The 22,499-nt window shown below is 27.7% G+C and carries 23 protein-coding genes and 1 pseudogene; 22 read left to right on the top strand and 2 right to left on the bottom strand.

The annotated features are described in order from the left end of the window. The first annotated feature begins 896 nt into the window (after positions 1 to 896). The 14 genes from HCG70_RS09160 (at position 897) to HCG70_RS09095 (ending at position 12,815) form a co-directional block, all read left to right on the top strand. A complete protein-coding gene (locus tag HCG70_RS09160) occupies positions 897 to 1,172 on the top strand; it encodes a Mor transcription activator family protein (protein ID WP_055277849.1) in 276 nt (91 codons plus the stop codon). Next, positions 1,172 to 1,513, top strand: a complete 342-nt coding sequence (locus HCG70_RS09155) for a hypothetical protein (protein ID WP_055277848.1) — start codon at positions 1,172 to 1,174, stop codon at positions 1,511 to 1,513. Before HCG70_RS09160 ends, HCG70_RS09155 begins: the two co-directional genes overlap by 1 nt. Then, on the top strand, positions 1,503 to 2,357 hold the full coding sequence (locus tag HCG70_RS09150; RefSeq protein ID WP_055277847.1) for a hypothetical protein: 855 nt from the start codon (positions 1,503 to 1,505) through the stop codon (positions 2,355 to 2,357). Before HCG70_RS09155 ends, HCG70_RS09150 begins: the two co-directional genes overlap by 11 nt. A gap of 99 nt (positions 2,358 to 2,456) precedes the next feature. Continuing rightward, complete coding sequence (locus tag HCG70_RS09145; RefSeq protein WP_055277846.1) at positions 2,457 to 3,662, top strand: hypothetical protein; 1,206 nt, start codon at positions 2,457 to 2,459, stop codon at positions 3,660 to 3,662. 277 nt (positions 3,663 to 3,939) lie between these two features. Beyond that, a complete protein-coding gene (locus HCG70_RS09140) occupies positions 3,940 to 5,331 on the top strand; it encodes a phage/plasmid primase, P4 family (protein ID WP_055277845.1) in 1,392 nt (463 codons plus the stop codon). Between the two features lie 274 nt (positions 5,332 to 5,605). Further along, positions 5,606 to 6,151 (top strand): hypothetical protein, encoded by a 546-nt coding sequence (locus HCG70_RS09135; RefSeq protein ID WP_055277844.1) that lies wholly within the window; start codon positions 5,606 to 5,608, stop codon positions 6,149 to 6,151. 187 nt (positions 6,152 to 6,338) lie between these two features. Next, positions 6,339 to 6,479 carry a hypothetical protein gene (locus HCG70_RS09130; RefSeq protein ID WP_156327490.1) on the top strand — a complete coding sequence of 47 codons (141 nt, stop codon included), beginning with the start codon at positions 6,339 to 6,341 and terminating at the stop codon, positions 6,477 to 6,479. A 40-nt stretch (positions 6,480 to 6,519) separates the two neighbouring features. Continuing rightward, positions 6,520 to 7,047 carry a hypothetical protein gene (locus HCG70_RS09125; protein ID WP_055277843.1) on the top strand — a complete coding sequence of 176 codons (528 nt, stop codon included), beginning with the start codon at positions 6,520 to 6,522 and terminating at the stop codon, positions 7,045 to 7,047. Positions 7,048 to 7,120: 73 nt separating this feature from the next. Beyond that, positions 7,121 to 7,504 (top strand): hypothetical protein, encoded by a 384-nt coding sequence (locus HCG70_RS09120; RefSeq protein WP_055291510.1) that lies wholly within the window; start codon positions 7,121 to 7,123, stop codon positions 7,502 to 7,504. A 165-nt stretch (positions 7,505 to 7,669) separates the two neighbouring features. Further along, positions 7,670 to 9,385 carry a recombinase family protein gene (locus tag HCG70_RS09115; protein WP_055291511.1) on the top strand — a complete coding sequence of 572 codons (1,716 nt, stop codon included), beginning with the start codon at positions 7,670 to 7,672 and terminating at the stop codon, positions 9,383 to 9,385. A 92-nt stretch (positions 9,386 to 9,477) separates the two neighbouring features. Then, entirely contained in the window at positions 9,478 to 11,262 is a 1,785-nt protein-coding gene (locus HCG70_RS09110) for an ATP-dependent endonuclease (protein ID WP_242858788.1), read from the top strand. A 129-nt stretch (positions 11,263 to 11,391) separates the two neighbouring features. Beyond that, on the top strand, positions 11,392 to 11,979 hold the full coding sequence (locus tag HCG70_RS09105) for a DUF6037 family protein (protein ID WP_055291512.1): 588 nt from the start codon (positions 11,392 to 11,394) through the stop codon (positions 11,977 to 11,979). Positions 11,980 to 11,991: 12 nt separating this feature from the next. Further along, a complete protein-coding gene (locus HCG70_RS09100; RefSeq protein ID WP_055291513.1) occupies positions 11,992 to 12,534 on the top strand; it encodes a hypothetical protein in 543 nt (180 codons plus the stop codon). Between the two features lie 29 nt (positions 12,535 to 12,563). Continuing rightward, on the top strand, positions 12,564 to 12,815 hold the full coding sequence (locus HCG70_RS09095; RefSeq protein WP_055291514.1) for a hypothetical protein: 252 nt from the start codon (positions 12,564 to 12,566) through the stop codon (positions 12,813 to 12,815). Between the two features lie 190 nt (positions 12,816 to 13,005). On the opposite strand, the gene HCG70_RS09090 is transcribed toward HCG70_RS09095, so the two are convergent. Both HCG70_RS09090 and HCG70_RS09085 read right to left on the bottom strand, forming a co-directional pair. Further along, positions 13,006 to 14,952 carry an NAD(P)/FAD-dependent oxidoreductase gene (locus tag HCG70_RS09090; RefSeq protein WP_042397328.1) on the bottom strand — a complete coding sequence of 649 codons (1,947 nt, stop codon included), beginning with the start codon at positions 14,950 to 14,952 and terminating at the stop codon, positions 13,006 to 13,008. 180 nt (positions 14,953 to 15,132) lie between these two features. After that, positions 15,133 to 16,200, bottom strand: coding sequence for an AraC family transcriptional regulator (locus HCG70_RS09085; RefSeq protein WP_154821277.1), 1,068 nt, complete (start codon positions 16,198 to 16,200; stop codon positions 15,133 to 15,135). A gap of 126 nt (positions 16,201 to 16,326) precedes the next feature. Here HCG70_RS09085 and HCG70_RS09080 point away from each other — a divergent pair, with 126 nt between their 5' ends. The 8 genes and pseudogenes from HCG70_RS09080 (at position 16,327) to HCG70_RS09045 (ending at position 22,487) form a co-directional block, all read left to right on the top strand. Beyond that, on the top strand, positions 16,327 to 16,500 hold the full coding sequence (locus tag HCG70_RS09080) for a DNA/RNA helicase domain-containing protein (protein ID WP_078061306.1): 174 nt from the start codon (positions 16,327 to 16,329) through the stop codon (positions 16,498 to 16,500). 356 nt (positions 16,501 to 16,856) lie between these two features. Further along, positions 16,857 to 17,522 (top strand): response regulator transcription factor, encoded by a 666-nt coding sequence (locus tag HCG70_RS09075; protein ID WP_042397335.1) that lies wholly within the window; start codon positions 16,857 to 16,859, stop codon positions 17,520 to 17,522. After that, positions 17,519 to 18,964 (top strand): HAMP domain-containing sensor histidine kinase, encoded by a 1,446-nt coding sequence (locus HCG70_RS09070; RefSeq protein WP_005211996.1) that lies wholly within the window; start codon positions 17,519 to 17,521, stop codon positions 18,962 to 18,964. Before HCG70_RS09075 ends, HCG70_RS09070 begins: the two co-directional genes overlap by 4 nt. Positions 18,965 to 19,172: 208 nt before the next feature. After that, positions 19,173 to 20,531 (top strand): FtsX-like permease family protein, encoded by a 1,359-nt coding sequence (locus tag HCG70_RS09065; RefSeq protein WP_042397341.1) that lies wholly within the window; start codon positions 19,173 to 19,175, stop codon positions 20,529 to 20,531. Positions 20,532 to 20,542: 11 nt separating this feature from the next. Beyond that, the gene (locus HCG70_RS09060) at positions 20,543 to 21,175 is read left to right on the top strand and encodes an ABC transporter ATP-binding protein (protein ID WP_005212002.1); all 633 of its coding nucleotides are present in this window, start codon (positions 20,543 to 20,545) and stop codon (positions 21,173 to 21,175) included. A gap of 47 nt (positions 21,176 to 21,222) precedes the next feature. Further along, on the top strand, positions 21,223 to 21,585 hold the full coding sequence (locus tag HCG70_RS09055; RefSeq protein WP_005212003.1) for a hypothetical protein: 363 nt from the start codon (positions 21,223 to 21,225) through the stop codon (positions 21,583 to 21,585). 333 nt (positions 21,586 to 21,918) lie between these two features. Further along, the gene (locus HCG70_RS09050; protein WP_042397347.1) at positions 21,919 to 22,131 is read left to right on the top strand and encodes a hypothetical protein; all 213 of its coding nucleotides are present in this window, start codon (positions 21,919 to 21,921) and stop codon (positions 22,129 to 22,131) included. Positions 22,132 to 22,172: 41 nt separating this feature from the next. Then, a pseudogene (locus tag HCG70_RS09045) lies at positions 22,173 to 22,487 on the top strand (hypothetical protein). The last annotated feature ends 12 nt before the right edge of the window (positions 22,488 to 22,499 follow it).

Here is a 22,499-nt window from a genome sequence, read left to right as displayed (position 1 = left end):
AGAAAAGGTGAAGAAATGTAGTAATAGGAATGAAAAAACGTAACGAGAGGATAAATCGAATGTTTTAATAATAATCTAGTAATGAATAAAGAAAAATCAGTAAATAATAGATTCATAACTATGTAAACTAGGAGATCAAGGCATGAAAGACTATGAGATGTTGAAGTTGGATGAAAAGATAATTTCACTCAAAAATAAAAAGAATCCAAAAGATAAAACATATAAATAATGGAACTTGGAAATAGGGAACTCGGTATCAGGAAAGGGCAACGGGGGGATAGGGGGGCTAAGGTCTTAATAGAAAATAAGGATTGAAATAGATTAATAAAAATATATTTCAATTAAAAACAAATAAAAAAGAATAAAAAGAAATTAATAAATAGAGAGATAACAATAAAGAATAGAAGAAAGAAGTAAATAAATATTCAGTATAATATAAGAATTACAATAATAGATAATTAATCAGATATAATGATAAAAAGAGTTGATAATTAATGAATATAATATCCAGTAATTAAAGATTAATAAATCAAAATGTAATACAAACTTTAAGTGGAGTAAATAGATAAAAAATCTATATACCAATAAAGATAAATAGATCAAAAAACAACAATAACATATCAAAAAACAGGGATTTCATAAAATGTGAATAAGAGTAGCATCCAAAAAGAAAAACATAAATAAAAAACCAAATTAACTGTTTTAACTGATATGTTTAGATATATATTATAAATTTGATAAAGAGTTAATGTTTCTAATGAAAGAAGCATTAACTCTTTTTATATTAAATTTTAAATTAATTATTAGTAAGTTTTTAATGAATTTTTCAATGATTTATTCGCATGAATAATCATTTTAAAGTAGTTATTATTTTTTATAGGAGGTGAAGTTAATATATGGATATAAGGAAGGAACATTTTAATGGAGTATATTCGACCATCTTTGAGCATATGGGAGAAAGAGTTACAAGAGAAATACATAGTGTGTTTAGGGGTCAGCAATTTAATTTTCCTAAAAAGTTATATTCAATGGAATATGTAATTAGATATTTAAAAGAAAATTATAATGGAAAGAATGTAAGGCAATTAGCTAAAGAACTTGACTATTCTGAGAGATGGGTTCAAGCAATAATAAATAAAAATAAAATAGTATCAAGAGGGGATGAAAATTAATGAATATTTTTGATGTAGGAGGGATTGTGTCAACTATAGCTTTAATATTCACGTTACTTATAGGTACAGGAATATTTATAGGAATAAATACAATATTTGAATGCTGGTATTTTGGTTGGAGAGCTTTAATTGGAGAATGGCTTGGATGTGTTATAGTAGCAGCATTTATTGTTAACTTTTTAAGTGGAATAGTTGGGGGATTGTTTTCGGTATTATGGTTTCTAATAAAATTAGTTGTAGTTATTGGGGGATTAGGAAGTATAGCAATATTTATTTATTCAAAGGTTAAGGGTAAAAATAATACATTAGGAGGAGAGGAGAAGGTTAATAATGAAGAGTAAAAAAATATTAATAGGTATAGTGGTAGTTGTTGTATTATTTATAATTGGATTAATAGGTAAAAATAATAATGAAGCAAAAATGGTTATAAAGAATGCAGAAATAGCTATTAATGAAGGTAATTATGAAAAAGCTAGAGAGTTATTGTATACAGTAGTTGATGGTAATAATAAAAAAATAGATAAGTTATGGAATATAGTTAATAGTTATCAAAATGCTCAAACAGCAAACTTAGAAGCAGGATTAAAGTATCTTGATGAAATTGATAATAGTTATAAAAAATATAATAAGTTAAAAGAAGATGTAGATAATTTAAGAGAAGAATTATTATCTACAAAGAAAGTTAGGGAAAAATTTAAATTAAAAATTGATGAAGTAAAAGGTTTAATAGATAAAGGTAATTACAAAGAAGCTATGGAGTTAAGTGAAGAAACATCAGAATGGCAACATATAGAGCAAAAAGATAAAAACACTATGTACGACTTACATGTACAAGCGATGGAATTATATAGTGAACAAGTGAAAGAAGAGAGAAAAGAAGAACAGAAGAAGCAAGATGAAGAAGAGAAAATAAAAAATGAGCAAGAAGAACAAAGCAAGAAGGAAAATCAAGAGAATAACTTTTCAAAAGAAGTAGCACAAAAAATAATAGACAAATTAAATAATGATAATGGAAACAGTCGTAATTTTTATGAAATAACATCAGATTTAAAAACTGATGATAATGGTAAAAAGTATTTTGATGTTGTAGCAAAGGATAAAGACTGGATAAAGTTTGATGACCATACTGTATTAGCTAATTATAAATTGTATTCTAATGAAGATTTAGTTGAAGTTCAAAATTAAAAAGGGGGAAACCTCTTTTTTTTATTTTTTAGGTAGATGTTATTAAACTTACTATTTAAAATATAAGTAAAAAGCAGTCTATAATTATGGAGAATTTTAATGAAAAGAAAGACAGATAAGAATTTAGAAGCAATAAGAGAATACATAGAAAATGAATTAAGTAGAAATGAAATTACAGAGGAAAGAAAAAGAGAATTAAAAGTGATTAATGATTATTATTTCTCGGAATTAACTGGGGAAAAAATATGTACACAATATAATATAAGTAGAAGAACACTATACAAGTATAGAGATAGATTTAATATGATGTTTAGTAATAAAGCTAGTTATGGAAATTTAAAGAAAGGAAATAATAAGCTTTATGATTTTCAAAGAAATAAGTTAGAAGATGCATTAAGTAAATCACCATTTATTGAAAATTTTAAGTTTTTAGAATGGAATGAAAAGATACTAAAGGAGTATATAAAGGAGAAATTTAACTTAAGTTATACTAATCAACAGTATAAAAGAATTATTGAAAATATAAAGATTGATTATAAAAAACAGTTTGATAGTATATGCTCAGGCTATGATGACATTATATATGTAGACTTCTTTAGTGTAAAAACTGCAAATATATCGTATGAGGAAGAGGTTATAATTAGAACTAAAGTAAAGGATATTAGGAAGGTATGTTATATTTTTTTAGAATACTTAAAAAATAAAGAGTATTTAAAGGATGAAATAAAAGCAGAAAATCTTTTAAAGAGTACTATACATACAAAAGCAGAAGAGATAATAGAAAATAGCGATATTGTTGTAAAAGTTTTTAGTGAGTATATTTGCGTGGAAGATGAAAAAGTAAAACAAAAACTTGAAGAAAGATTAAAAAAAGAAATAGAGTGTATTAATGAAAGAAAATATACTGTTATTACAAGTAAAGATAAGTTGGATAAAAAAATAGAACTATATGTAATAATAGGTATAAATAAAAAGGAAAATATTTTAGTAGAAAGTTATTCGGGAAGAAATTTTGAGGATAATATATTTGAGAAATTCATAAATAAAATAAGCAATAATAAGAGGGTTATAGTAATAGTTAAAGAAGACCAACTTGGTAAGAATAAATTAGATGAATTAATTAAGGCTAAAGATAAAAGGAATGTGAAGCTACTTTATATTAAAAATACAAATAATAGTAAATATAAATATATAAACAGAATTAAAGAAATCTTAGAATATGAATTTAACGATATAAAAATATTATCAGGAAGAAACTATATTAAAGAGATAGAAGGAATAGTAAATATGAAAAAAGGATATTAGGAGCAAAACTTCTCCTAATATCCTTTAATTGTATACCGGAAATAATTGTAATAAAAAAATACTATATTTAATGAAAATGAATGTAATAGTTAGAAAACAAGAGGAAATAAAAGAAAATTAGTAGTTAATGTTATTTTAAAGTATAGATATTTTACTAGAAAGTCTTAATAAGGACGGGATTACAGAATGATGAGATTTAAATAATCAAATATAATAAAGCTGTAAACAACATAAGAAGTTCATTACCTTACTTGATTAACAAGTAAGGAGGGAAGAAATGTTTTCAAAAGAACAATTAAAAGAAATTGAAAACATGGGGATAGAGATATCTCCTAAATCAGAAAAAGTAAAAGCCTTTAGTCCAAATAAGTTTGCTTCATACATAGCAGATAACTTAAAGATAATCAACAATAAAGATTATTTCTATGTATATAAAGATGGAGTGTGGAAGAAACTGGATGATATGTACTTATTCCAAAAGTTAAGAAATAAGTTACATACATACTTTGATGATATCTGGTCTTTGAAAAGTGAAAATGAATATATACAAGCTCTTAAGAGAATAGTTTATTACGGTGGAGACTTAAATGATAAAAAGAGATATTTAAATCTTTTAAATGGAATGTTTGATTTAGAGACATTCACATTAGTTGAACATAGTCCTGAATTCTATAGTAGTATTCAATTACCGATAACTCTAAAAAGAGATGTGGATTGTCCTAATTTCAAGAAGTTTTTAGGTCAATGCTTTTCAGGTGATGAGGAAGCAATAAATCTAGCACAGGAATGGGCTGGATATTTACTTACAGCAGAAACAAGAGCACAAAAAGCACTAATACTATATGGCCTGGGCAAAAATGGAAAAGGGGTCTTCATTGACATCATTAGCGAGTTAATAGGTGAAGATAATATATCTAGTATAGCAATGAATGAGTTGCATAGACCATTTTCAAGAGTATGTATATATGGGAAGCTAGCTAATATCAGCAATGAAAACGAATTCAATGGTAGGAGTTTTAATACCCAATATTTAAAGGCTATCGTAGGTGAAGATAATATAAATGCTGAACAAAAGCATCAACCTGTATTTAACTTTAAACCTACAGTTAAATTAGTGTTTACAACTAATAATCTACCTCACACAAATGATGGGGGATATGCACTTATGAGAAGGTTATGTATGCTTCATTTTACTAATACAGTAAAGGAAGAAGATAGAGATATGCATTTAAAGGACAAGCTTAGAAGTGAATTAGATGCTATATTCCTATGGGCATTAGAAGGACTGAAAAGACTTAAAGAAAATAACTATAAATTCTCAGAGTGTAAAAGTTCTAATGATCTACTTAAACAGTATGAGAAAGAATTGAATCCAATGATATTATTCTTTGAGCAATGTGTTATTAAATGTGAAAGTACTCATAAGGAGAATAATAAAATTATTTATAACACTTACAGGGAATGGGCTAGAGCAAATGGAATGGAAGGACAAGCTAAAATAAGTGTTCAAAAGTTCTGGAAGAAGTTTGAGGAGTACGCTAAATCATTAGGCTATGACTGTAGAAGTGGAAAGTCAAATGCTTTTAGATACCATACAGGGGTAAGAATAATTGGAGATTTTAGAATTTCTTTAGCTGACTCTAGGATAGCAGGACAGTTAGGTGGTTAAGTTAGGATTAAGTTGGAATGGATTCAAGAAAGATAAATCAATAAATAGGGCGTAAGGACTAAGTAAATTTAGAAAATCTCCTAAAAGAGATTTTCTAAATAAAAGAAATTAGATAGAGAAAGGAGGTGATAAATATGCGTCCATACGTCCAACTAAGATAAATCAATGGAAAAGATACATAAAATGAATCCTAGAAAGATACACAATAAAGTCCAGTAAGACAAGTAAGGTAATGAGGAAGAAAAAATAAGGTGAAGAAAAGGAGATAAAAACAATGGCAGTAGTAAAAAGAAGACAATCACCATCAGTAATGGGAAAAGCAATGACAAGAGAAAATCAGGAGAATGATGTGGATGGGAAAGAGAGAACAGAAAAGGCGGTAAAAAAGGAAGAGATATGGAAGCCAAGAGAACCGAAAGTAGAATTAGAATACAATGGATTAGAGGAATTCCAAGCATCAGAAGCAAAGCAAAGTACTTGGAGAACAACTGATTCTGGAATACTATCAATAGTAAAATCTGAAACAGGAAATAGGCTAATGTTTGCAAAGGAGATGATGGATAAGCTAAGTAATCCTAAAAGAGTAGTAATTTCATTCGCAGATGAAAAAATTGCTATAGGAGAACAATTACCTAACAATGAGAATTATTTAAAGGTTAATTACTCAAAAACAAAAGGAGTTATCTATTCAGCAGGAGTAGTTAAAGAGATAGTAGATAAATATGACTTAGATTTTAGTACGAGAACTTCAATTACATTTTCAGAAGTTAAGTACGTTAGATATGAAAATCATGTAGTAGCAATAGTAACTATAGTTTAAATAAGAGGTATAAGTATGAATGAATTAACAACAGAAGACATAATTGATGCAATAACAGAAACGATAAGATTGTACATACTAGCTTCAAAGCTAGAGGAGTTAGAAGAAGACTAAATAATCTACTAAGCATTGATCCGAATAAGTTCAATGCTTAGTGAAACTAAAATAATTTTAGGGGGAATACATAGTGAGCATTAATAGTCAGTTAGAGAGATTAGCATTAGAATATTCAGCAAGTATAAGAGAAGAAGATGTAACACTAAAAGAGCAAGAAGAGATAATGAACAGTGAATGGTTTATAAGTTGGATGAAAGAATATCATCAATAAATAAAGTTGAAAATCAATAAGATTAGAGGGAGAGATAAACATGGCAACTATAAAGAGAGATGGAAGAATTACAGAAATAGAAGTAGGATGTAAGAAATGCAGAATAGTAGGCTATCAATCAAATGGTAGAAAGGCTATAAAAAGAAATGTATTTAAACAAGGATACATAACATTTGAGCTTGAGGATGGAACAGAAGTAAAACAATATATGCTTATAGCACCATGGAATACATATTTATTTTATAAATTAATTAAGGCTATTAAAGCAGAAGGCTTTAATATATTCAATGAATGTGATGCATTTGATGAAAATGAAATAATAGGTAAGGAAGTAGTAATAGAATTAGAAAATGAAGTTAAGGATTCTGGTGAATATATCAATGTTACTAATATCTATAATGTTGAGGAAGGAGAGATTATCATAGCTTATGATAATAAGTTAAAGGAAAAGAAGTATTCAGAAATGGAGAAAAATAAAGAAATGAGCATGGAGTATATAAGAAGTAAAGCAAATGAAGTTATTCCACAGCAGGAAATTACAAGTGAAGAGGACTTAATGAACTTTTAGAGGTTATATAGGTACTTTAGTTAACATCTAGAGTACCTATATTTAGAGAGTTATAACTGGAGGAGAGATAAAAATGATAAATATAAATAAAATAATGAAAGAAAATGTATCAATTAATATGAATTTAGATGTAGAAAATAGAGGATTGTGGGAAAAGGGAAATCAATTGGGCTGTGATACTATAACTTTAACTATTCCAGTTAATGAAATATCTAATGATATAGATATTGATAAGCTAGAAAATGACTTACATTTTGAAGTAAGTAATTTTACTATAAATAGCAACGAAGTAAAATTTAATATATTTACTGGAGAAACAATATTCTTTAGTTCTTTAGTATCTATATATGAATATATAGAACACTATGTAAGTTTCTTATGTGAAAAGCTAGATAGATTTATTAGTGAAAGTTTTAAGCTAGAGTTTGATTTCTATATGTCTTTTATGGAAGATTAAAATAAAAGTAATACATTCAATTAATATTAAGAGACTAACTTTAAAGTTTACTCTTAATATTAATTGGAGAAATATATAGTAATATTTAGTTCTAGAAAATATCTAAATTAATAGATAGATATATATTATAAATTTGATAATTTAATAGTGAGGGAGAGCTGTAAGATGATTAATAATTATGTATCAATTGATATCTCAATACAAGAATTAATAAAGAGAATTAATAGAGTCCCTAGAATAGCAATATATTGTCGTGTAAGTACGACAGAACAGGCAGAAACTGGGTACAGTATAGATGAGCAAGAAAGATTGCTAATTGATTGGTGTAATAAGAATGGATTAGAAGTTTTTAACTGTTATTCGGATAGAGGAATAAGTGGTAAAAATATTAAGAACAGACCAGCTTTAAAAGCATTATTGAAAGATGTAGAAGATAGAAAAGTAGATATGGTAGTGAGTTGGAAGCTAAACCGTATCAGTCGTAAGCTTGCAGATGTTCTTAAAATAATGGATTTACTAGAGAAAAATAATGTTACATTTAAGTCTTATTCAGAGCCATTTGAAACTACTACACATGTGGGAAGAATGCAAATGCAGATGATGGCAATGATTGGGGAGTTTGAGCGTGGGACAATCTCTCAGAACGTAAAGGTTTCCATGTGTGCTAAGGCTAGAGCAGGCGAATGGTGTGGTAACCGTGTGCTAGGCTATGATTTAGTACCAATGGAAGGTACAGAAAACAATAAAAGGAGAAAATCAAGACTAGAAATAAATAAGGAAGAAGCAGAAATAGTAAGGATAATATTTAATGAGTATGCTAGTGGTAAAGGGTATAAGGCAATTACTAATAAATTAAATAAACTAGGATGTAAGACTAAGAAAGGTAACAATTTTTCACAAGGTTCAATTAGAGATATCTTAATGAATCCAGTATACATAGGAAAGGTTAGGTACAATGTTAGACAGAATTGGAGTGAAAAACGTAGAAGAAACATCAATCCAGAGCCAATAGTGGCAGATGGAATTCATAAAGCTATAATTGATAATGATACATGGGATAAAGTTCAAGTGATGTTACAATCTAAATCTGGTAAACCTTCAAGAGTCTATGATGGATTTTACCCATTAACGGGAATATTAAAATGTCCTAAGTGTGGAGCTGGTATGGTTATTTCAAGAACTACTAATGTACTAGCTGATGGAACTAAGAAAAGAATAGCTTATTATTGTTGTGGAGCATGGAAAAATCAAGGTACAGGTATATGCAATTCAAATACCATAAGAGTAGAGAAAGCTAATGAGTATGTGTTTAATAAACTTTCAAGTGTTTTATCTAATGATGAAATGATTAAATCAATAGTAAGAAACATAAATAAGGAAAGAATAAAGAGAGTAGATCCAAGTAAGAGTGAGTTAGAAAGAATAGATAAGGAACTAGAAAACATAGATAAGAAAAAGAGAAAGATTTTTGAAGCATACGAAGATGACATAATAACAAGAGAAGAATTTCTAACTAGAAAAGATGAGCTAAATCAAAGAGCTAAAATATTACAAGAGTCAAAAGAACCTCTATTAGTTACATTAGCTGATGATGTAAGTGAAGAAATATCTTATGAGTTTATTAAAAGTATACTAGACAATTTCAGTAAGTTGTTAAATAATAAAGAGTCAAGAGAGCAGAAGAAGAAGTTATTACATATGATAATTTCTAAGATAACAATAAATGAATTAAGAGAGGTTGATTCAATAAACTTAACTATAAATGATAAGTTAGTAGATTATATAAGTAAAGAAGAAGGAGTATCTATAAAGGATGCTCCTTCTTCTTTTATGTTAAGAAATGTTGGGATGAGTGTATTGAATTTAGATATTATAGTATAGATTTAAAAAAATGTAAGTTAATGTGTAAATATAGATAATATATAAAAATATGGTATAATTTTGATGTTAAATATTAAAGGGGAGAGATTCAATTGAAGTTAAGAGAATTAATAATTAAAAATTATGGTTGTATTGGAGAAAATGAATTAAGAGTGGTAATAGATGATATAATTGTACTAATTGGACCTAATAATGTTGGAAAGACCACAGTATTAAATGCTTATGAATCTTTTGCTGGATCAGGAGTAGCTTTAGATAAAAATAAATTCCATAAAAATAGCACGGATTCTCCAATAGAGATATCAGGAATTTTTTCAGATATAACAGATGAGGATAAAATACAAATAGGAGAAAAATGGATATTTAATCATCCTGATTATAATGAATGTATAAAATATAAATATGTATGGGAAAAAGAGAATACTAAGGGCGTTAAGTATTCTTGGAATAATGAAGAGGAACAATGGAAAAAAGGAGGTATGGGAGGATGGGATACGAAGATAGCTAGTTGTATACCTGTACCGATAAAGATAAATCCATTAGATAGTCCAGAAGAGCTACAAAAACAAATAATAGAAATATTATCCGAAGCAATAAAAGAGAAATCAAGATGTGATGATGGAAGAATTAAAGATTTGATAGATAATCTTAATAAAATTGCTGAAGAAGTAAAAAAAGAAATTGAAGATACATTAGATATAACAACAGATAAACTTGAAGAAAATATGAAAAATATATTTCCAGATTGTAAAATATTAATAAAGCCTCAAGCAGGTAAGTTTGAGCCTGAAAAAATAATTGCATCAGGAAGCCATATAAGGATAAAGGATTTAGAGGGAAATGACTATCCACTATCTAGTCAAGGTGCTGGATTACAAAGGACATTTTTATGGTCTGCAATAGAGGCTTTATCAGAGGCGGGAAATTATAAAAAAGGTAAAACTAAAATAAATAATGATAAACCTAGGATGTTGTTAATTGAGGAACCAGAATCATTTTTACATCCACCAGCAATTAGAGCAGCTAGAGAGGCTCTATATAAAATAGCAGAAATGCAAAATTGGCAAGTGATGATTACAACACATTCACCAATATTTATAGATGTTTCAAAACCACATACTACAATTATAAGAGTAGACAAGGATATTGATTCTAAAACAAGAATTTTTTCTACTGAAAAAGCAAATTTTGATGAAGATGAAAGACAAAGGTTGCAAATGATTAGAATGTGTAATCCTAGTATTAATGAATTTTTCTTCGCAAATAATATTATATTAGTTGAAGGTGACACAGAGCAGACAGTATTAAATTATATAAAGAGTATAAACTCTAAGTATACAGGAATACAAATAGTAAATTGTCGTGGTAAGGCTAATATTCCAATGTTCATGAAGATATTAAATCACTTTGGCTTAAGTTACACTGCAATTCATGATATTGATGCTCCATATTCTATGAGAAAAGAGAAAAAAGTGAAAAATGCTATGTGGACAATAAATGAAAAGATTTTTAATGAATCGAGAATTAAAAATGGAATGGATAATATGATAATTGCTAATATGCCTGATTTTGAATTTCAATATTTTAAATATCTTCAAAGAGGTGATAAACCATATAATGCTATATGTGAATTAAGAAAAGTTGAGTTTATTAATTCAGATAGGTATGAGGAGTTAGTAAATATACTTGAAAGTATTATTTCTAGAAAGCATAGTAGAAGCATTAAGAGTATTGATGATTATTATAGATTACTATCTAAATATGTTAAAGAAGAGATACCAGAACCAAAGGAAATTTGGCAATTAGACGAATATAAACAAGCATTTAAAGAAGTTAGTGTAACAGAGGAAATTACTGTAGATAATATAAAGAAATAAGTATTAGTAGAAGTTCGCTTTATCATTTTATACTAAGAGATATTATACTGGGAATATTTAACTTAGAATATATGTTAGATTTATAGTGTTATAAGAAAATTAAAAAGTTATATTAAGGGGAGAATTTTAATGAAATTAAATGGGATTAAGGAGTTTCATAACTCTATGAAAATTAATGGAGTTAAAAAAAGTAAATTTATATTTACTTATAATAATGTAGTTTTTGATATATTTTTCTTTACTGATGAAGTTCCATATAAATTATGTATAGGGGGTAGAGCTAATAATTTTTATTTTGAACTAAATGTAAAGAAAGGCTATATAATTGATATAAATATTGGAGATAAATATTTAAGATTATTAGAAATATTAGGATTAAAATATAATCCAGATAGTCCATTTAAGACAATATATTTCTTCAATGAATTAAATAAGAATATACCCAAGAAGATAGATACTAATAACAAATGGAAACCTAGCGATTATGCAATATATAAAAGAAATGTGGAAGAAGCAGAAAAAATATATTTTTGTGGTTGGTTTGATAATGATAAGGTTGGGAAAAAAGTAAGAGAGAAAAACTTAGAAAAGACTAAGGAGATACTGGGAACAGATGCGTATTTAATGTGTAAGAAAAATAATATTAGTAGTAAATGGACAGAGGATGAAGAGGGAGCTACTGAATATTTTTTGCCAGATAAGATAGTCAGGGACTAGAAGGGAGATATTATGAATAATAGAGAAAATTTAAAAAAAGAGATTATAGAATTTATACAATCAGATGATGAAAAAATAATGCTTATAACTGGAACACATCAATTTGAAAAGCATATGGAAGTGTTGAGAACATTAAATCAAAATGTACAAGATGGTGTTAAAGTTTTATTTAGGATTAATGGAAAAGATAATATTGATAGTATTTTTCAACATAGTCTTAAATCAGCAAAATTGAACACAAGAATTAAAGTAGGAAACTTGAGAATGTATATAGACACAATAAATAAAAAGTCATGGAGAAATGAAAGATATAATGTATCTATATTGTATCCAGTAGATTCAATATGTAGAAAGAAAGATGAACAACGTAAAGAAATATTGGATGACCTAATAAGAAATACAGTTCATAAAGTATTTATAGTTTCGTGGACTGATTCGTATGATTATAGCTGGTTAGATGAATTTGGAATAGATAGAACAGTTGTATTTGATGCAGAGGAAGAAGACTCAGCTTATCATGGTAGAGTAATAGAGAATATAAATAGATTTAAATAAAATATGTACAGTTAAGGAGTGTGAATAAAATGGTAGTTACAAATATTATGCCATGTATAAAGGTTACAAAAGAGAATAATATGAGTGGTATGGATATGTACATTGATTTAGGTTCTAAGATAAGAGTTACAGATGATGAGGGTAATATAGTAGAAGGTAGAGTATTGTTTTTAGAGTTAGCTAAGTACGAGGAAGAGGATGATATGCTATATCTATCATTAGATAATGAAAAGCAAGTTAGTATAGGTATAAGTTATATAGTAGATATAGAAGAGATGTAATTATAAGTAAAAACCTCACTTAATACTGATACGGAGAACCGTACCACAAATAAATGATATTTATAAATATATTTTATATATTTAGATTTTAATGAAGCTAGAGGTACAGTAGTTAGATTTATTTTTTACACAAATCAATCTACTGTCCCAAAAGAGTATATGACTCAGTAAAAGTCATATACTCTTTATATTACAATTCTTTAGCAATAGCATATCCTGCATGAATAGCATCCTTTATTGTTCCAACATTGTTTGCGTCTCCTATAGTGTGATAAGGCATTTGAAGTTCCTTTAAAGTATCAGCCAGTGTGGTGTCTGTGCGGTAACCTACGGCGAAGATAAGGGTGTCGGCATCAGCAATGCAGTGGATTTCACCGTCTTTGCTATAGTAGATTTTATCTTCCTCTACCTTTTCAACCTTGGCGCTACAGATTAGCTCTATGCCTTTTTTCATCATACGTTGTACAAGTAAACTTCTACCTGCGCCTGTTTCTGTTGACATGATTTCTGGAGCCATTTCAATTACAGTGACTTTTCTGTCTCTAGGAAGACGGTCATAAACTAGGGGTGCAAGATAATCTGCAGTTTCACAACCTACAGAACCACCTCCAATAATAACGATTTTACGGCCAGGGAAGGCTTTTCCACCTAGAATATCATCAGCAGTTGCCCAATGTTTAAAGGATGTAAATGGTTGGATAACAATAGGGGAGGCACCATTGCTTATAATCACTTCATAATCAGCAAATTCATTTTGTAATAGTTCTTTATTAACAGTACAGTTTAAACGAATTTCAACTCCAGTTTCTTCGAGTTTTCTAACCATGTATTGTGTAACCTTTGAAAGATCTTGCTTAGCAATTGGCACGGAAGCTATACGCATAAGTCCACCTAGTTCTTCATTTTGATCGCAAAGGACTACATGATGACCTCTTTTCTTTGCAACATAGGCTGCTTCCATACCAGCAGGTCCGCCACCAATAACAAGAATTTTTTTCTTTGTGTTAGATAACTTAAGAGTATCCTCATTTTCAATTTCAAGAGAGGGATTGATTGTGCAAGCTACACGCTTTCCAAACATAATACCGTTTAGGCAACGAAGACATCCAATACATGGACGTATATCATTATCCATACCTTTTTCGGCTTTATTAGCAAATTCAGAATCACATAAATTAGCTCTTCCAATCATGCAGATATCTGCTTTACCATTGGCGATTAATTCATCAGCAATCCAAGGCTCTGTAATTCGTCCAACAGTAGCTATTGGGATTGACGTATGTTTTTTGATTTCTTCTGATAACTTAGCGTGAGAACCTTGCTTTGTACCAGGTGCAGGGATTGAGCTACCACGCATGATAGTAGTTCCTCCAGATACGTGAATCATATCAGCACCAGCTTTCTCTAATTGCTTAGCAATGTATATTCCATCGTTAAGATTTAAGCCTCCATCACAGTATTCATCACCAGAAATTCTTACATCAATGATGAAATCTTTTCCGCACGTTTTACGAACTTCTTCAATAACTTCTAGTGTTAATTTCAAACGGCCATTGATATCACCACCATATTCATCAGTTCTTTTATTATATAGAGGAGATAAAAAACCTCCTAGTAGACCGTGGGCATGAGCAGCATGAATTTCAACACCATCTCCTCCAGCGGTTTTAATTCTTAAGGCTGCTTCACCAAACTGCTTGATAATAATCTTTAATTCTGGTATGGTTACTGGTCTTGGGGCTTCCTTCGCATAGGTAGGCCCAACATTTGATGGTGCGATTAAACGAGGTGTTCCCGGAATAGGGAAGGCCATGTAAGCAGGATGGAATAATTGGGGAAGGATTTTTGCTCCATACTTATGGACAGCCTCCGTCAACTTTTTCCAACCAGGAATATAAGAATCATCACTTATGGACATATCTCCAGGTAAATATGTGTAAACAGGTTCAATAGTAGTTACTTCAGTAACAATAAGACCAACACCACCCTTTGCTCTTGCAGCGTAATGCTCAACTAAAGTATCTGTTACATAACCTTTATCTGCTAGGTTTGTAGATATTGGTGGCATAAAAATACGGTTTTTAACTGTGGTTTCACCAATTTTGATAGGTGAAAATAAATGACTATATTTTTTCATATCCTCATCTCCTTTTTCTTTGATGTTACCATATTATTCAATTAGTATCCTTGTCCTAGCTTGATGTTAAAGGTTAAAATATGTCCTCATATTTGAAGATTAAAAGCGAAATGAGATAATATTAAAGCGAAAAATGACTTATAATAGAAAGTTACAAGGTAGATTTTAAGTTCCTCCATTTTAAACTTTAGCAATATCTATAATAATTTCATCATTACAGTGAGTTATAGTGCTTTTTACATCTTTAGATGTTTGAATGGAGCAAAGAGTATGCCCTTCTTTCACTTTGATTTTTATGCTATCATTTTCATAAAGGATGTTTTCTGATTCTTCTAACAGGTGTTGAAGGAGCTGCTTTTGATTATAATCTAGAGACATTATTTGTTCTCTTTTATCTTCATTAAATTTCATGTTATTGACAAACTTTTTGCGATAGTGGCTAGGAACAATTCCATAAAGTTCTTTGAAGGTTGTGGTATAGGCTTTAGAATTTGGCATGCCACAATCAGCAGCAATCTGCTCAATGGATTTTTTCCCCTCTAATAAAGATTCTATGGATTCACGAATTCTTACTAGAGCAACATATTTTACAAATGGAATACCTGTATACTTCTTAAAGAGTTTGGAAGTGTAAGAAACGCTAAACATAAGTGTATCTGCTACATCTGTTAAACGTAGATCCTCTTGATAATGGCTATCTATGTACTGAATAGCTTTAATATAGTTTTCTCTATGAATAGATTGAAGAGGTAAACGTTCAATAGGATACTGCATGTGATTAGAAGTTATATAAACAATTTCCATCATTATTGTATTTAACTCAAATAAATTATTATTACCACGTAATAGAACTCCAACTAATTTACCTATTTGAAGCTTTAATTTTTTCAATAATTTCAAATTATTATTGTCAGTGCAAACAATTGATTCGTAGGAATGCTTTATTTCTCCTATCATTGCTGATGGAAAGAGAGAAAAATCAATATGTATGGTTAAAATCACATTTTCTTCTCTAGAATTTTGACGAATTATATGAATATCATTTGGAGCAATGATTAATAGTTCATGCTCTTTAATTATATGAGAGAAGTTTTCTGTAATAACCTCATATTCTCCCTTTAAAACGTAGGTTATTTCTAGACTACTATGACGATAAAATACTTGTCTGCTAAAGCTGTTAATGCTTAGACTTAAAGGATAACCGAATTTTTGACCTGAAAAATCATAATAATATTTCATATTTTGCATAAAAAAACCCCCATTTATTGTAGTTGCAGATTTAACGTATTTTTTCTTTAGATATATAAATTAAAATTATATTACTAATAATAGATGCTTTTACAAAAATAAACAAGTTGTTATTCTTGATAATGATTGAATGATAAAAGTCTTAGCGAAATAAAGAAATTATATAGGGAAGATAGACAAGATATATTAGAAAAAGCTGATGAGCTTATTAAGAATACTTATCGAGTTCTCATTACTAGAGGGATGAAAGGATGCTATATTTATTGCGTATTTGAAAAAAAATTTAGTTATAGCAGTTAAATTTGTATTGGTTGCTAATGAATAATATATCACTAATTTAAATAATTAGAATTATGAATAATGAACCGTACCATAAGTAAGTGAGGTTTTTACTGAAATTAGGTTAATAAATAAGGGAATTTGAGAAGGAGAGGGTTGAGAATATTATCATTTAAGTAAGCCTTTATATATAGAACTTTAGTGATAAATTATATGTGGAATTGGTATATAAATAATATTATTAATTTAATGTTAAGAGTGTTAATTTATGAAATTAGCACTTTTATATTTATAATATAATTGAAACTTTATGTTATTATGTATTTATAAAATAAATTCATTTTGATATATATTATATAAAATGGAGGAAAATATAAATGAAAATTAATATATTAATTGTTGAAGATGAAAAAGAAATAAGGGAAGGCGTAAGTGAATATCTAGCAGAGGTTGGATATAGCGTTATAAGTGCAGAAGATGGAATGCAAGCAATAGAATTATTTAAGAATAATAAAATTGATTTAGTAATTTTAGATATAATGCTTCCAAAGGCTAACGGATTTGTTGTTTTAAATAAAATTAGACAAGAAAGCAATGTTCCAGTAATTATGTTAACAGCAATGAGTGATGATTATACCCAAATTATGAGTTTTGATGAAGAGGCAGATGATTATATTACAAAGCCATTTTCAATAATAGTTTTACATAAAAGAATAGAAGCACTTCTTAGAAGAGGAGTAAAAGTTAGTGAAAATAAAAAGTGGTGTTATGGAGATATAGAAATTGATTTTGAAGGATATTCAGCAAGAAAGAATGGCGAAAATATTGATTTAAAACCTAAGGAAATAAAATTAATAGAGTTATTATTAAAGTATGAGGGAAAGGTTTTAACAAGAGCACAAATCTTAGATAATTTATGGAGGATTGAAGAAGCACCAAATGATAGGGTTATTGATGTATATATTAAAAATATAAGAAAAAAGTTGTTATTAGATTGTATAGTAACAGTTAAGGGAATTGGATATAAATTTGAGGAGAAATGATGAATAAGTTAAAGCTATTTTCAAAAACATATATATTTACCATGGGGATAATAAGTGTAATAATTTTAATTTCAAATGTTTTAATTTATTTAGCATTACCCAAGGTATATGTGAATAATAAACAAAAGGAAGCTGATAAAATTATTGAAGATTTAATTGAACAAGTAAATAAATCTGATAATAAGGAATCATTTAAGATAGCAAAGAATTTTGCTGAAAAATATAATATTCAAGTTTTACTTACTATAGGAGATGAAAAAAGGGTATTTCAAGGTTTGCACAAAGTAGATATATATGTTAATGAAGAGGAAATTACAGAAAACTCTTTAATAATTCCTAATTTAAGTGGTGAAAATATTATAGAAAGTTTTGATGATGAAAATGGAGAAATATTCGGTCAATATATTAATATAAATAATTTATCAATAATAAAAAGTAGGGACTTTAAAAAAAGTAATGATGTAAATGGAAGTGCTAAAATAGTAATGGATTTAGAATCATTCACAGAAACAAGAGATATTATATTAAAAATACTTCCATATTCTATTTTTATAAGCTTGCTTATAGCACTTATTGCATCATATATATATGCAAGAAAAATTACAACTCCAATAAAAGAAATTTGTGATGTTACAAAAAAAATGGAGAATTTAAATAAAGAAGCCTTTTGTGAGGTAAAAACTGAAGATGAAATAGGAATATTAGCAGCTAATGTAAATAGTTTATATGAAAATTTATTAAATACAATTGTATCATTGGAAGAGGAAATAAAAAATGTAAGTGAATCTGAAAAAATTAAGGTGGATTTTTTAAGAAGCGCATCACATGAGCTTAAGACACCACTAATGAGTATGTATATAATGATTGAAAATATGCTATATGATATAGGAAAATATAAAAATCATTATATATATTTAGAAAAATGTAAGGATATAGTTAGTGAATTAAGTAAAATGGTTCAGGAAATTTTAGATACTTCAAAACTTAATATAATAAATAATAAAAATGAAAGTGTATTAGATTTAGGTAGTTTAGTTCAAAAGAACATAGAACCATATAAATTAATAGCTAAGTCAAAGAAAATTAATATTAAAATGAATTTAAAAGAGTCTTTTAATATTAAAGTAGATGAAAAATTATTTACTAAAGCAATCTCTAATATTATTTCTAATGCAGTAAATTATACTGATGAGGGAAAGGAAATAAGAATATATATAAAAGATAAAAAACTTATTATAGAAAATGATTGTAAGCCAATTTCAGAAGAACATTTAGCACATATTTTTGAGGCATTTTATAGAGTTGATTTTGATAGAAATAAGAGTAGTGGGGGGAATGGGTTAGGATTATACATAGTTCAACAAATTTTAAAAATGTATAATTTAGATTATTCTTTTAAATCAATATTAACTGGAATGAGTTTTGAAGTTGATTTTAATTAAATATTTGAAATTTGTTCATGTTTAATAAAAAATAAAATAGTTGAAAAATAACGGGTATTAGATTAATAATATCCTTATTTTTTTATAAAAAATAATTTAATTAATACGATTCTTAATGAATTTTATAAACTTAATTTTTAAATTTCATAAATATTTCATATTAGGTTGATAGAATGTACTCAAGTTAATAAACAAGGAGGACATAAATATGAATGTATTTAAGAGATCAATATTATATATAACAAGAAAAAAAATAAAAAGTATTATTATGTTATTTATATTATTTGGAATAGCAACGGCAGTTTTAAGTGGAATTTCAATTAAAAAGGCAGCAAATATAGCAAGACAAGATTCAAATAAGGATATGGCAAATACTTTTGAATTACAAGCTAATTTTGCGGGTAATTTTGAAGGAACAATTCCAGAAAATTTAATTGATAAGGTTTCAAAGGTAGAAGGTGTTAAGAATTATGATGCAGCAATTCAAGGAGCTGGTTTAGATTTAGAAAATGTAAATTATATAAAACCTGAAAAAAATGTAGTTCAATATAATGATGATTATAAATATGAAAAACTTTTTTCTGTAGAAGCACATAAAAGTTCAGAATATGATACTAAGTTTATAAGTAAATCATTAAAGCTGATTGATGGTAGACATATTGTTGCTACTGATAAAAACAAGGTATTAATTCATAAGGATTTAGCAGAAGCAAATAATTTAAAAGTTGGAGATACTATAAAAGCAACAAAGAGTGCTGGAGATTTTAATGCATCAACTTTATCTAAAAGTGATTATGACCTTGAAATTGTAGGTATTTTTGAAAGTGAAAATACTGAAAGAGCTGGACATAAATTAGAAATGCCAGAAAATCTTTTAATTACTGATGTAGATACTATTAAAACTTTATATGGATATTCAGATGGAAATGTAAAATATACAAATGCTACTTTCAATACAGATACTGATGTAGATAAAGTAACATCAAAATTTAAAGATATTCCTACTGATTGGAATAAGTATACAATAGTAAAAAGTGAAGATACATTTTTAGCTTTATCTAAGTCTTTTGATTCTTTAGATAAGATTATAAATATGGTTTTAATTGGAGCAATAATAGCTGGAGTAATAATACTTTCATTAGTGTTAGCATTTTGGATTCAAGGAAGAGTTCATGAAACCGGTATATTACTTTCAATAGGAGTTTCAAAGTTTAATATTATTTCTCAATATATAATTGAATTATTACTTATAAGTATATTAGCTTTTGGAGGATCATATTTCTCAAGTAAGGTAATTTCACAAAATATAGGAAATACAATAGTTGCACAAGCAGGTAAGCAAGCGGTTCAAGACGTTCAAAGTGGATTTGGAGGATTTTCATTAGGAAATGATGTTAATAGTTCTTTAGCAACTCGTACAGTAGATGAAATAGATGTAAAAGTAGAGGTTGAAGAATTAATTTATGTATATGTTATAGGAACAGTTATTATCATACTTTCAGTAATGGCATCATCAGCATCAATAATTAGATTAAAACCAAAAGAAATATTATCCAAAATGAGCTAGGAGGAAAATAAATGTCAATTTTAGCATTAAATAAAGTTAATTATTCATATAAAAATGGAAAAAAAGTTTTAAATGATATAAGCATGGAATTTGAAGAAGGAAAACTTTACGCTATTTTAGGGGCTTCGGGTTCAGGAAAATCAACGTTATTATCACTATTGGCTGGATTAGATGAACCTAGAAATGGCGAAATATTATATAATAATCAAAATATAAAAGTAAAGGGATACGAGAATCATAGAAAAAGCAATATTTCATTAATATTTCAAAATTATAATTTAATTGATTATATGACACCTTTAGAAAATTTAAAAATAGTTAATCCCAAGGTGAATAAGAAAATATTAAACAATTTAGGGTTAGCTGATGATGAAATTAATAGAAACGTATTACAACTATCAGGGGGACAGCAACAGCGTGTTGCCATTGCAAGAACACTTGTTACAGATTCACCAGTAATATTAGCAGATGAGCCAACGGGGAATTTAGATAGTGATACAGCTGATGAAATTATAGAAATATTAAAAACAAGTGCACATAAACATGGAAAGTGTGTAATAGTGGTTACTCATAGTAAGGAATTAGCTAAAAAAGTAGATGTTGTACTTGTTCTAAAAAATAAAAAACTAACACAGATTAATTAATAAAAATTATATTATTAACAATAAGTTTTTAGAAGGAAGAATTAAGTATGAAAGTAAAACATTTTAAAGATGCAAATTTAATAAGTAAAGTACTATATGTTATTTCAATAATTATATTAGCATATACATTATTAACTATATATAATTCACATGTATATATATTATCACTTGTAGCATCAGGTAAGATTGTGGTAAGTAAAAGTATATTAGTGGTAATAACATATTACATTAATTCATCATTACCGTATGCATTTTATTCAATAGCAACATTTTCTATGGGATATATTATCAATGAATTAAATGTTAAAAGGGAAGTAGAAAAAGATATAAAAACTGATTTAGAAGACTTTAATAAATTAAATGAAGATGATAATGAATTAGAAGAATTAATAGAATATTTAAAAGATTAACTAGCTGTTAAGGATTAATTTAGAAAACTCTTGATATTCACTTGAGAAAGTTATTATGATGTTAGGGTAATGGGCAAGATGGTAAGGGATAACAAGCAATTGGATATAAAGTAAGTTTTGAGAAGGAGTATCAGTTAAGGGTGCTCCTTCTTCTTTTAGGTTAAGAAGTTTTGGAGCAACTATGTTGAATTTGAACATTACTATATAGAATAATATGGGGATGTAGATCATAATTAAATTATAATTTTAAAAGTATATTAGAAAAGGAGAAAAGTAATGAGCAAGTTTACAACCTAACTTAACACCGATACGGAGATTCAATTACATAGTCCAATGCATACTCTTCTTGAAAATGTAGGTCATGAAGTTGAGAATATAGATTTTATATATTTTGAAAGAGCATTTTCTAATGAAGTTAGACCACAAAAGGGAGAAAGCAAAGAATTATATTGGTTTACTAAAGAAGAAATTGAAAGTAATGATACTATAAAACCTCATGTTAAAGTAATGGCATTAGATGCATTACGTATTTTAAGTAATATATAAATATATATTATGATTATGTAGTATATAAGGAGGTTGTATCTATGAATAATGAGATTATACGTAGAAAAATGAAAGAGTTTCCGTAATGGAATGATAGAAATGGTTGTTATACAGATGAAAATTGTGATTTAGAAGAAGTACCAAGAATGACATATGATGATTCAGTAAAATATTTCTTTGGTGTGATGAATGATGATTTCTACTATAACATAACAGATAATATTTTTGAATTATCTTATGAGGAAGTAATTAAATATGCTAAAGATAATAACTTCTATGATTCAACATATGAAAAATTAAATCTGTTAATAAATAATGATAAGCCAACAATAGAATTTTATAAAAGTTTACTTTAGTAAAGCTCTTAC

It is taken from the genome of Clostridium sp. K04 (assembly GCF_019734375.1).
GTDB lineage: Bacteria > Bacillota > Clostridia > Clostridiales > Clostridiaceae > Clostridium > Clostridium saudiense.
This window is presented reverse-complemented; position numbering and strand designations above follow the sequence as displayed.